9 protein-coding genes are annotated in these 11,915 nt (G+C 62.7%); all 9 read right to left on the bottom strand.

The window, feature by feature from the left end:
• Positions 1 to 341 precede the first annotated feature (341 nt).
• Entirely contained in the window at positions 342 to 1,682 is a 1,341-nt protein-coding gene (gene rpoD / locus ABHR75_RS02820; RefSeq protein ID WP_271759519.1) for an RNA polymerase sigma factor RpoD, read from the bottom strand.
• Between the two features lie 110 nt (positions 1,683 to 1,792).
• The gene (gene dnaG / locus ABHR75_RS02815; RefSeq protein ID WP_346963561.1) at positions 1,793 to 3,922 is read right to left on the bottom strand and encodes a DNA primase; all 2,130 of its coding nucleotides are present in this window, start codon (positions 3,920 to 3,922) and stop codon (positions 1,793 to 1,795) included.
• Complete coding sequence (gene ribF / locus ABHR75_RS02810; protein WP_346963560.1) at positions 3,915 to 4,922, bottom strand: riboflavin biosynthesis protein RibF; 1,008 nt, start codon at positions 4,920 to 4,922, stop codon at positions 3,915 to 3,917. The genes dnaG and ribF overlap by 8 nt, the downstream gene beginning before the upstream one ends.
• The gene (gene truB, locus ABHR75_RS02805; protein WP_346963559.1) at positions 4,919 to 5,851 is read right to left on the bottom strand and encodes a tRNA pseudouridine(55) synthase TruB; all 933 of its coding nucleotides are present in this window, start codon (positions 5,849 to 5,851) and stop codon (positions 4,919 to 4,921) included. The genes ribF and truB overlap by 4 nt, the downstream gene beginning before the upstream one ends.
• A gap of 15 nt (positions 5,852 to 5,866) precedes the next feature.
• Positions 5,867 to 6,910: a DHH family phosphoesterase gene (locus ABHR75_RS02800; protein ID WP_346963558.1), complete on the bottom strand. Its 1,044-nt coding sequence runs from the start codon at positions 6,908 to 6,910 to the stop codon at positions 5,867 to 5,869.
• A complete protein-coding gene (gene rbfA, locus ABHR75_RS02795; RefSeq protein WP_346963557.1) occupies positions 6,903 to 7,313 on the bottom strand; it encodes a 30S ribosome-binding factor RbfA in 411 nt (136 codons plus the stop codon). The genes ABHR75_RS02800 and rbfA overlap by 8 nt, the downstream gene beginning before the upstream one ends.
• Positions 7,314 to 7,324: 11 nt before the next feature.
• Entirely contained in the window at positions 7,325 to 10,039 is a 2,715-nt protein-coding gene (gene infB / locus ABHR75_RS02790; RefSeq protein ID WP_346963556.1) for a translation initiation factor IF-2, read from the bottom strand.
• 91 nt (positions 10,040 to 10,130) lie between these two features.
• Positions 10,131 to 11,378 carry a transcription termination factor NusA gene (gene nusA, locus ABHR75_RS02785; RefSeq protein WP_022094169.1) on the bottom strand — a complete coding sequence of 416 codons (1,248 nt, stop codon included), beginning with the start codon at positions 11,376 to 11,378 and terminating at the stop codon, positions 10,131 to 10,133.
• 1 nt (position 11,379) lies between these two features.
• Positions 11,380 to 11,874, bottom strand: coding sequence for a ribosome maturation factor RimP (locus ABHR75_RS02780; RefSeq protein WP_346963555.1), 495 nt, complete (start codon positions 11,872 to 11,874; stop codon positions 11,380 to 11,382).
• Between the last annotated feature and the right edge of the window lie 41 nt (positions 11,875 to 11,915).

The raw sequence follows: 11,915 nt of genomic DNA, 5'->3' as shown, positions 1-11,915 counted from the left end.
ATAGGTGCGTGCTCTCAAGCAACGAAGTTTATTATACGGACGATTGAGCGAAGGGCAAGAACTTTTTTAAGAAATTTTCCGACCTAGTCATTGGGGACGTTCTTAAACGACTAGTCATTCAAGAACGTCCCAACGACTAATCAACCAGATGCCCAGGGTAGTCTTTTTGGGACGGGGCTTTTTTAGCTACCCAATCTGAAACCTTTAAAGCTTGAGCCGCTCATTGAGATAGGGTAGCTAAAAAAGCCCCGTCCCAAAAAGACTACCCATGTCCCAACTGCCGGCCCTTGTTACATGAAAGCGCCCCCAGGCAGATGTGCTTGAGGGCGCCTCTTGCTTGACTAGCTTTCGATGTAGTCCTTCAGCTTGCTCGAGCGGCTCGGGTGGCGGAGCTTGGCCAGGGTCTTGGACTCGATCTGGCGGATACGCTCACGCGTGACGCCAAACTCGCGACCGACTTCCTCGAGCGTGCGGGGATGTCCGTCGACGAGACCAAAGCGCAGCTCGATAACCTTGCGCTCGCGATCGGCAAGCGAATCGAGCACCTGGGTGAGCTGCTCCTGCAGCATGGAGAAGCTGGCGGCATCGGGCGGAACGATAGCCTGGGAGTCCTCGATGAAGTCGCCCAGCTGGGAATCCTCTTCCTCACCGATCGGGGTCTCGAGCGACACGGGCTCCTGCGAAATCTTCTGGATCTCGCGGACGCGGTCGGCGCTCATGTCCATCTCAGCACCGATCTCCTCAGGGGTCGGGTCGCGACCCAGATCCTGGAGGAGCTGGCGTTGCACGCGGACGAGCTTGTTGATGGTCTCGACCATGTGCACGGGAATACGGATGGTACGGGCCTGGTCGGCAATAGCGCGCGTAATGGCCTGACGGATCCACCACGTGGCGTACGTGGAGAACTTAAAGCCCTTCTGGTAGTCGAACTTCTCGACGGCACGGATCAGACCGAGGTTACCCTCCTGGATCAGATCCAGGAACAGCATGCCACGGCCGACATAGCGCTTGGCGATGGAGACGACCAGACGCAGGTTTGCGCTAATGAGCGCCTGCTTGGCCTCAAGACCAACGTTCTCGATACGCGTAAGACGACGCATCTCGGAGCGTGTGAGTTCAATCTCGCCCGCATCAGCAGCCTCGAGCTTCTCGGTAGCCTCGAGACCGGCCTCGATCTTCATGGCCAAATCGACCTCTTCAGATGCGGTCAGCAGGTCGACCTTACCGATCTCCTTGAGGTACATACGAACCGGGTCGCCGGTCAGCATCACCGTGGAGGCATCGATGCCGCGCACGCGCGAACGCGAACGAGACGTGCGCACGGTGCGCTTCTTCTTGCTCTTGGAAGAGCCCATCTCGGCGTCGGCCTGGCGGGCCATCTTAAGCTCGTGATCGTCGAGCGAGCCGGAATCGTGCTCGTCATCGTCGAAATCGTCGGTATCGTTATCGTCATCGTCGACGGCCATCGGGGCGTCGTCGTTTCCGCTCGCGGAGATAATCTGGATGCCGCTGTTGCGCAGCGCGGAATACACCGCGTTGAGCTGCTCATCAGAAACATCGATATCCTTCAGGGCGACCTGAATCTCGTCCTCGGTTACCGAAGTCCTGTTTGAGCCGTTGCCCATGAGCTTTGCAACGTAGGATTCCAGCCCAGTACCCGTGCTCTCAGTCTTTTTTGGCACAGATTCTCCCTTCGTAGTCCACAGGACTCAATACTTTAGCACACACGTAGACCTCTATACCCAAAATAAAGACAGGATATAGGCGAGAATACGCTGGTTGACCACAACATCTAGGCCTGATCGGCACCTGCGGTCTCCAAACCGATCAAACGGAACGGGTCGGCCACGCCACCGATCGACTTTTGGAGCTCGCGCTGGCGCTGTGAATCTTGCACCGCCTGCATCGTCAGCACGCGACGAGCCTCATCGTCGAGTGAACGGTCCTGACGCAACTTGGCCTGCGCGGCTCGCATGCGACGTTTGATGGTGTAGAGCTCGAGCGTATCGAGCATAAAGACGATGTTCGTCTCGGTCGGGTGCTTGCTCGTCGCCGAGATGCGCCCGGCGCTGACAAGCGACGCCGCCTCGGGACACACCGCCCGCGCCGCATCCATGCATGCCGCAGGATCGGTTCCCGGCGGCGTTGCCAGCACGGCCCACGCAATGGACTCGTGACGCGGGTCGACCCACTCGATAGAACAAATGCGATCGGCATACGTGCGGAACAGATCGGGGTAGCTCGTGAGCATCGTCAGCAGCTCGCGCTCCCCCGCCAGGGATTTCCGCTCCAAATCGGTCAAAACAACCGGCATCGACGGAGCTGCCGCCGCGCTTGAACTATCGGCAACGGACGCAGCGCTTTCCACCCCCGCTGGCACATCGATTGGCGGCAGATCCTCGTCGGCCTCCACCGGCGCGGCCCCATAGGCATCAAGCGGAACGTAGTCGTACGGGTCCTCCTCGACCGGTGCGGACACCGGCGGCGTCGCACCCGCGGCCCAGGCACCGCGACCGGCACTGCGCGCACCAGCCGCACCGCCGCCCGAGCTTCGTCCCTGCGAACCGCCCGCGCGCTCAGCTTGCGCGCGTTGACGCTCGTAGCTCTGCTCACGACGTCGCTCCGCATCCTCACGCTTGGCGACATCGCGAAACACACGGCCCGAACTCGCGCGCACGGTCTCCAGGTCCAAACCCAGCAGATCGGCAATCTGGATAAAGTACGTGTCGATCATATAGCTGTTGCGCAGCGGATAGATGAGCGTCAGCGCATCCTCGAGCGCTTTAGCGCGACCGCCCGGTGTGGTAATGTCGCTCGACTCCTGCAGCGAACGGTACACAAAGTCCATGAGGGGCTCGGCGGCATCGATGCGCGCCTGAAGTGCCTCGCCGCCATGTGCCGTGATGAACTCCATGGGGTCGTTGCCGTCGGGCAGCACCACGCAGCGCAGGTCCATCGAATCCTGTTCAATAAACTGAATCGCGCGGCGAGCGGCCTTTTGACCGGCGGCGTCGCCATCGAACATATACACAATGCGCTTGGCAAAGCGGGTTAGCGTCTTTACGTGATGCTCCGTGAGCGCCGTGCCCAGCGTGGCGACGACGTTTTTGATCCCCGCCTCCCAGCAGGCGATGCAATCGGTATAGCCCTCCACCACGATGGCGGTATCCTGCGCGACGATAAACTCCTTGGCCCAGTTAAAGCCGTAGAGGTTTCGCTTTTTATGAAACACGCTCGTCTCGGCGGTGTTGAGGTACTTAGGCTGACCATCGCCCATGATGCGCCCGCCAAAAGCGATGTTATGACCCTGCTCGTCAAAAATGGGAAACATCACACGGTCGTAAAAACGGTCGGCGAGCTGTCCGCGCCCACGGCTCACGGCCACGTTGGCGTCGATCATCTCCTGCGGGGTAAAGCCCGCTTGAGACAGATGAGAAACCAGCGCGTTGCGACCCGGCGCAAAACCCAGGCAGTAGCGTCGACAGACATCGCCACCCATACCGCGGCTGGCAAAGTACTCGCGTGGACGGCTGTCCTTACCGCGCATAAGCATGGTGTGGTAGAACTGGGCCGTCTCGGCGCACAGGTCATAGATGCGGGCACGCTTGGTGCCGCGATCGCGCTGCGCACCGGTATCGTGCAGTTCAATGCCCGCACGATCAGCCAAATAGCGGATCGACTCGGGAAAACTCAGGTTCTCGCGCTTCATGATATAGGTGAAGACGTCGCCGCCCTCGCCGCAGCCAAAGCAGTGCCACACCTGCGTAGCAGGGATAATGTGAAACGATGGGGTCTTTTCGCCATGAAACGGACAGCAGCCCCAAAACTCATGGCCGCGGGGCTTGAGCTCAACCGTTTCCTGCACGATGGCAACCAAGTCTGACGCCGCGCGTACCTGATCTTTTTCCTCATCGCTAATCACGGATACTCACCCCCTGCTCACCCAAGTTATGACGGATATCGTCGATATTACCCTCGACGGTCGCGATCAACTCGTCCAGGGAATCGAACACGCGAGACGGACGCAGCCAGCGCGTAAACGCCAGCGACACGGAAGCGCCATACAGGTCGCCCGCATAGCCGATCAAGTTGGCCTCGAGATGCGCCGAGGCGGCATCATCGGCATAGGTCGGCGGCAGGCCGACGTTAACGGCAGCAGGCCATACGGTATCGTCGACCAGCACCAGACCCTCATAGACGCCATCGGCAGGCACTTGGATGCCGTCGGGCACCTGGATGTTTGCCGTGGGAAAGCCCATGTCGGAGCCCTCGTGACGGCCAGCCGCCACAACGCCGCGCAGCATATAGGGACGGCCGAGAAGCTCGGCAGCCAGCTCCACATGACCCTGACCCAGCTCATGGCGGATGCGCGTGGCGCAGACGGTCTGCCCGTTAACGCAGAGCAGGTCGTGACCGTAAACGTCAACCCCACGCTCAGCGCCCCAGGCGCGCATCTCGGCAACGCCCGAAGCGCCGCCGCAGCCGAGCCTAAAGTCGCCGCCTACGCGAATGGAGCGAATATCGACAACGCGCGACAACAGCGCCAGAAACCCGACATGGTCGAGTGCCGCCACGGCGGGCGTAAAGGGAACGGCCACCACCGCATCGACCCCGGTTTGAGCCAGGGCATGCAGGCGGTCGGCCGTCGTCATCAATTTTTGAGCGGGCGACGGACTCACCACGACGTCCGGATCGGGATCGAAGGTGACGACGACCGCTTTGCTACCGTGATCATGTGCATCGCGAATAACCGCGTCGATCAGCTCTTGGTGCCCACGATGCACGCCATCAAACACGCCAATGGCGATCGACGCGGCACCGAGGAACTCGCACCCATCAAATGCATCGGCAGAAACGATACGGGCCTCATCCAACTCACCCGCGAAAAAGACACGCGCGAGCTCGTGGGGCGCCAGCATCATCGAACACCGCCGATCGCCTGCGGAAAGACGTGCTCCATCACAAAGCGGCCGCCTTCGATTCGGGCAAGCGCCTTCAATCCCCCATCGAGTACGAGCGCGAACGGCGCCTTCGCCGTATCGAAGTCCGCAAGCGCGCGTTCAACGGGAATGCGGCGGCCACAAAGCAGGTCGTCTGCAAGATTACCCGGCAAATCGACTCGCGTGGCACCAAGAGCGGCGATGGGATCCAGAGCGAAACCGGCAGCGGTCTCGGCAGAGAGCTCCTCTACCGCATGACAAGCGCCAATGGAAACCACGCCGGAGGCCGTACGGCGCAGCGCGGAAATATGTGCAGCACTATCGCAGGCACGACCCAGATCGCGAGCGAGCGCGCGAATGTAGGTGCCTTTGCTTACCGAAAACGCCACGGTCCAGACGCACGTATCGCCCTCGCCGCTCACGGCGATCAGGTCGGCGGCATAGACCTCGACGGGGCGCGGGGGCAAGTCTACCGCATTGCCCTCGCGAGCACTCTTATAGGCGCGAACGCCATTGACCGAGATGGCCGAAAACGCCGGCGGCACCTGCATCTGCGGGCCAAGCATAGCGGCGAGCTGCTCACGGGCGTAAGCGAGATCGCGCAGCTCGGGGGCAACGGGCACCGTGCGGACGGCCTCGCCCTCCGCGTCATCGGTATTGGTCTCGACGCCAAACGAAATGTCGGCGACATAACTTTTGGTATCGAGGGTTAGCATGCCCAGCAGACGGGTCGCCTGGCCCACGCCCACCACCATGACACCCGAGGCCATGGGGTCGAGCGTACCGGCATGGCCGACGCGTCGCTCATGGAGGGCGCGTCGGCACTGCGATACCACGTCGTGGGACGTACAGCCCACCGGCTTATCGACGGCGAGCAGCATATTCAATTGAGAAGGCGTACGACGAGCCATGTACCATCCAAAATGTTAGAGCTCGACGGTCACCGAAGCGGGATCCTCCCCTACCAGCTCGGCCAGCATGGGAAGTGCCACGGCGAGCGTCTCGCGAATCGTTCCGTTGTTGGAAAAGCCGGCGGCGGCATGATGCCCGCCACCGCCAAAGTTGGCAGCGATCTCGGACACATCGAGGTCACCTTTGGAGCGCAGGTTGCCGCGCACCTTGGTATCGCCGTCGATGCCCTTTAGGAACAGACAGACCTCAACGCCCATCACCGAACGCACCACATCGACCAGGCCGTCGCACTCGTCCGAAGTGACGCCGCAGGCCTCGAGGTCGCTCTGGTACGCATAGCTATACGCCACGCGACCGTGCGCCACCGTCTTGATGCGGCCCATAACGATGGACTTGAGATGCAAGAACTCTACGCGCATGCTCTGGTAGACCTCGAGCGCAACGCGCGCGGGATCGGCACCGTGCGCGACCAGGCGCGAGGCGGCATGGAACGCAGTGGCATCGGCGTTTTGGTACTGAAAACGACCGGTATCGGTCACCAGACCGCACAGCAGGCAGGTCGCGACACCATTACGAGCCACAATGCCGCAATTGTCCAAAAAGCGGTCGATGATCATGGCGCAGGCCGCGGCGTCGACGCATCTCAGGCTCAGCTCGGCAAATTCCTCGCGCGCCGGATGGTGATCGAAGCACACCACGTGCGACGAGCGGCGGAGCACCTCGGCAGAGTTGTTCAGACGCTCGACGACTGGCACGTCCACCGAGATGAACAGGTCAGGATTGCCGACATACGCAGATGCGGGCACCAGGCGGTCAGCGCCCTCCATAAAGCGGTAGATGCGCGGAACCGGGTCATCGTCTGCCAGCAGCAGGGCAATGTCCTTGTTGGGAAAGAACTTCATAAGCGAGAGGCCCAGACCCAGCACGGAGCCCAGGGCGTCGCCATCGGGAGACGTATGTCCCGAAATCGCAATGGAGGACGCACCCTCGATGAGCTCGAGGATGCGTCGCTGAATATCTGCAGACTCGCACGATGCGAGGTCGGCGGAATTACTCATCTAAAGCTGCCTCCTGGGCGACATCCGCAATTGGATAGCCGTCCTCGTCCTTTTCGATCGCAAGCGTGGCGGGAACGTTTTCCAGCGCACGCGTGATGCGCTCGGCCTCATCGGTCGAGCGATCGATGCGAAAATCGAGCTCGGGCGTGACGCGCCAATCGAGCGAGCGGGCCAACAGACTACGGATGCGGCCCTTGGCGCTGGCGAGCGCCTCCATGACCTCGTCGTAGCGGCTCGCATCACACGACACGTACACACGCGCGAACGAACGGTCCACCGCGACCTCGACCGCGGTCAGGGTGACCAGGTCGAGACGCGGATCGGAAACCTCAAAGAGCAGGATATAACCAAGCTTCTCGCGAAGCTGCTCGCCCAGACGGCGGGTTGCCTGCGTTTGCTTCATAGCGCTACCCCCTACTCGGTACGGGCAACCTGGTCGATGCGGTAGCCCTCAATGGTGTCGCCAGGCTTGATGTCCTGGAAGTTCTCCAGGCCAATGCCGCCCTCGGAACCGCTCTTGAGGCTCTTGGCCTCGTCCTTGTAGTGGCGCATCGAGGCGATTTTACCGTTGAAGACCACGATGCCATCGCGCACCAGGCGCACGGAATCGGTCGCGGCGATCTCGCCCTCTTCGACGCGGACACCGGCGGCGATACCGACCTTGGGCACCTTGAAGGTGTCCAGGACGGTCGCAGTGCCCGTGGAGACCTCAACCTCGGTGGGCTTGAGCATGCCGATACGGGCAGCGTCGAGGTCCTCGAGGCACTTGTAGATGACGTCGTAGCAACGGATCTCCACGCCCTCGCGCTCGGCGGCGGAGCGGGCCTTGCCGTCGGGACGGACGCCAAAGCCGATGATGATAGCGTTGGAGGCGTCGGCCAGGACGACGTCGGTCTCGTTGATGGCACCAACGGCGGAGTGGATCGTGTTGATGCGCACCTCGGACTGATCCATCTTATCGAGGGAGTCCTGAAGGGCCTCGATGGAGCCCTGGACGTCGGCCTTGATGATCAGGTTGAGCTCCTTGACCTCGGCGTCGGCGATGGTCTCGAAGAGGTTCTCGAGCGTCACGTGCTTCACGCGGCTCTGCTCCTCGATACGGGCCTTGAGCGAACGCTCGTCGGCCAGCGCACGTGCCTCGCGCTCGTCCTCGAACACGCGGAACTCATCGCCGGCGTTGGGGACGGACTGCAGGCCCAGGATCTCGACGGCGTCGGAGGGACCGGCCTCGGTGACGGCGTTGCCCTTGGGGTCGAGCATGGCACGGACGCGGCCATAGGTGAGGCCGGCGACCAGTGTGTCGCCCACGCGCAGGGTGCCGCGGGTCACGAGCACGGTGGCAACCGAGCCGCGGCCCTTATCGAGCTTAGCCTCGAGGACGTTGCCCGAAGCGAACGTATCGGGGTTGGCCTTGAGCTCGAGCACGTCGGCCTGGAGCAGCACGGTCTCGAGCAGGTCGTCGATACCGATCTTCTGCTTGGCCGAGATGTTGACGAACATGTTCTGTCCGCCCCACTCCTCGGGGATGATGCCGTACTCGGTGAGCTCCTGGCGCACGCGGTCGGGGTTGGCGCCCGGCTTATCGATCTTGTTGACGGCGACGACGATGGGAACGCCGGCGGCCTTGGCGTGGTTGATCGACTCGATGGTCTGGGGCATGACGCCGTCGTCGGCAGCCACGATCAGAATGACGATATCGGTCACCTTGGCGCCGCGGGCACGCATGGCCGTAAAGGTGGCGTGACCAGGGGTATCGATGAAGGTGATCTTGCGGTCGTTGATCATGACCTGCGAAGCGCCGATGGCCTGGGTAATGCCGCCCGCCTCGCCGGCAGCGACGCCGGTGTGACGGATGGCATCGAGGAGGCTCGTCTTGCCGTGGTCGACGTGGCCCATGACGGTGACGACCGGGGCACGCGGCTTAAGGTCGGCGGGATCGTCGTAGAACGAGAAGGTGTTCTCCTCCTCGGGGGTAATGATCTTGATCTGGCGGCCCAGGTCGTCGGCAACGAGCTCGACGAGGTCGTCGGACATGGACTGCGTCATGGTGAGCGGCGTGCCCAGCAGGAACAGGCGCTTGATGATGTCGTTGGCCGGAACGTCGAGCGCCTCAGCGAGCTCCTGGACGGTAACGCCCTGGGAAACCTTGATGGCGTCGAGCTCCTCGGGGTTCACGCCCTGGGCCAGCGCCTCCTCAATCTTGCGCTCTTCCTGAGCCTTTGCGGCCTCGCGCTCGCGCTTCTCCTTGCGCTTTTTGCGGCGACCAGTGGACTCGCGAGAGGCCTCCTCGACGGCGGCACGAGCCTCCTCGAGCACCTTCTCGCGGCTGTACTCCTCGGCCTCGCGAGCCATGCGGCTGTAGTGGTCCTCTTCGTTGTTGTGACCGCCCTTGCGCTTCTTGCCCTTGCCCTGCTTGTCGGGGTTGGGGAAGTCCATGCCGGCAGCGACGTTGTTGCTGGCGTTGGTGCGATGGCTGTGGGGGCGGTTCTCGGAGGCGTTACGCTCGGAGTTGTTGTCGGAGGCATTGCGATCGTTACGACGGCCACCGCGACGGTCGTTGTTGCCGCCACGACGGTTGCCGCGCTCGGCAGCGCGCTCGGCCTTGGCCTTCTCCTCGGCGTCCTTCTTCTCCTTGAGCACGGTCTCCTGTGCGGCGATCTGGTCGAGCAGCGAACGGAAACGCGAACCGGAGTCGGAAGCGGGGACGGCGCGGCGCTGGGCCTCGCGGGCAGCCTCCTCCTTCTCGCGGGCAAGGCGCTCCTGCTCGGCCTTCTTCTTAGCCTCGGCCTCGGCGCGGGCGGCCTCCTCGGCAGCCTGGGCCGCGGCGAACTGGCGGCGCTCCTCCTCGCGTGCCTTCTCGGCGGCGATGCGCTCGCGCTCTGCCTCGGCAGCGCGCGCTGCCTCCTCGGCAGCAGCGGCCTGCTCCTCGGCCTGCTTGGCGGCCTCGACTTCCTGGGCGCGGGCCTCGATCACCGAGGCGAGCTGCTTGCGGACCATAGCGACGTAGGCGTCCTCCAGGGCGGAGGAAGCGGACTTGGCGGGAATCTTCATTTCGGCGAGATGACCCATCAGTTCCTTGGAGGTCATGCCGAACTCTTTGGCCAGGGTGGACACACGGACTTTTGCCATATGACTTCACCTACCCTTTCTGGCACCTTGGGTGCCTAGAGACTGAACGAGCGTGGGGTATGCGCCGGGACCCGCCCGGCGCGACCGCGCGCTAGATCAGGTCCTCCGCATCATCGAAGGCGTCGGTGTCGTGGACACCGCAGAAACGGGAGCCGGGACGGGCCTGGTTGCGACACTGGATGCCGTCCTCGGACACGAACTCGCAGCGACGGACGTCCTCGTCCTCCTCGTCACCGATCAGGTCGGCGGCGGGCTCCTCGTGAACGGGAACGTTCTTGAGGATGTCGGCGGCAAGGGTCTCGGACTTAATATCGATATGCCAGCCGGTCAGGCGCGCGGCGAGGCGGGCGTTCTGGCCCTCCTTGCCGATGGCGAGGGACAGCTGGTCGTCGGGCACGATAACGCCGGCGTAGGCCTTCTCCTCGTCGATAAGGACGCGGGTGACCTTGGCGGGCGACAGGGCGTTGGCGACGTAGACGGCCGGATCGGCATCCCACAGGATGACGTCGACGCGCTCGCCACGGAGCTCGCCCACGACGGCGCGAACACGGCTGCCCTTGGGGCCGACGCAGGCGCCGACAGGATCCAGACGATCGTCGAGCGAGTGGACGGCGACCTTGGAGCGCTGCCCGGGCTCGCGGGCGATCGACTTGATCTGGACGGTGCCCTCATAGATCTCGGGCACCTCCTGCTCAAACAGACGACGCATAAGCTCGGGGTGGGTACGGGAGATGACAATCGGCGGACGGCTGTGCTCGCCACGAACCGGCTGCAGGTTGGAGTTGGGGTCGCGAACGTCGATGATCACGGCCTTGATGTGCTGGTTGTGCAGGTAGCGCTCGCCCATCGGACGCTCGTTGCGCTCGTTCTCGTAACGGCGCTGGTCAAAGTGCGGAAGCTCGGCCTCGACGCCCTCGCGAATCTTGACGATCGTGAAGTCGGGCGTGGACTGCAGCACGGTACCGCTGATTAGGTCACCGATGCGGCCGGAGAACTCCTCGTAAATCTGCTCGCGGGCGGAGTTGCGCACGATGGCGTTGATCTCGGCCTTGGCGTGCTGGGCGGCGATGCGGCTCGTGTTCTTGGGAGTGACGTCGATCTCCTCGAACTCGGTGAAGTTGCCCTCCTCGTCCATGGAATCGTCGATCGGCTCCAGACGGTAGACGTAGATCTTGCCGGTGGTGCGGTCGATGGTCACCTTGGCGCCCCACTCAAGATGCAGGATCTCGGCATAGCTCTTGGCGAGCGACTGCTCCAGGCGGTCGATCAGGTAGAGCTGGTCGATGTGCTTCTCCTGGCAAAGCTCCATCAGGGCGGACATCATGTCGGATGCTGCCATCTTACTTTCCTTCCTTCGCGGGCTTGAAGTCATAGGTGGGCTTCAACTTGCACTTTTTAACATCAGAGAAATCGAGGGTAACGGACTCGCCGTCCTCGAGCTCGAGGGTCACGTTCGTCTCGGCGGCGGCGGCAATCTTGCCGGTATACTTGCGACGGCCCTCGGTGGCGGTGGAGGTGAGCTCGCAGTTCTCGCCCACAAAGCGGGCAAAGTCACTCGGGCGGCGCAGCGGGCGCGCCATACCCGGGCTCGACACCTCGAGCGTATAGCTCGAAGAGATGGGGTCGAGCTCCTCAATCACATCGCCGACCCATTTGGTGTTGGCCGTGACGTCATTGAGCGACAGGCTCTGACCCTCGGCACCCTCGATACGCACACGCACGCAGGGGGCCTTGGTGGCACCCACGAGCGCAACGTCGACGATGTCGACATCGTGCTGGGGAGCAACGGCCTCGAGCGCGTCGATAATCGCCTGCTCGGTCTTGGTCTTGATCATTGCGGCACCTCCATCCATACAAAAAAGAAGCGGGGCCGAAA

Origin of the sequence: Collinsella aerofaciens, assembly GCF_039752955.1 — a bacterium.
In the GTDB taxonomy this organism is placed as follows: domain Bacteria; phylum Actinomycetota; class Coriobacteriia; order Coriobacteriales; family Coriobacteriaceae; genus Collinsella; species Collinsella aerofaciens_BI.
Note: the sequence above shows the minus strand (reverse complement) of the source record. Positions and strands in the feature narration are given on the sequence as shown.

Bases quoted from the DNA above. Each gene is read 5' to 3' on its own strand.
- ribF (WP_346963560.1), bottom strand. From the start codon at position 4,922: ATGATGCTGGCGCCCCACGAGCTCGCGCGTGTCTTTTTCGCGGGTGAG.
- truB (WP_346963559.1), bottom strand. From the start codon at position 5,851: ATGGCTCGTCGTACGCCTTCTCAATTGAATATGCTGCTCGCCGTCGAT.
- ABHR75_RS02800 (WP_346963558.1), bottom strand. From the start codon at position 6,910: ATGAGTAATTCCGCCGACCTCGCATCGTGCGAGTCTGCAGATATTCAG.
- rbfA (WP_346963557.1), bottom strand. From the start codon at position 7,313: ATGAAGCAAACGCAGGCAACCCGCCGTCTGGGCGAGCAGCTTCGCGAG.
- infB (WP_346963556.1), bottom strand. From the start codon at position 10,039: ATGGCAAAAGTCCGTGTGTCCACCCTGGCCAAAGAGTTCGGCATGACC.
- nusA (WP_022094169.1), bottom strand. From the start codon at position 11,378: ATGGCAGCATCCGACATGATGTCCGCCCTGATGGAGCTTTGCCAGGAG.
- ABHR75_RS02780 (WP_346963555.1), bottom strand. From the start codon at position 11,874: ATGATCAAGACCAAGACCGAGCAGGCGATTATCGACGCGCTCGAGGCC.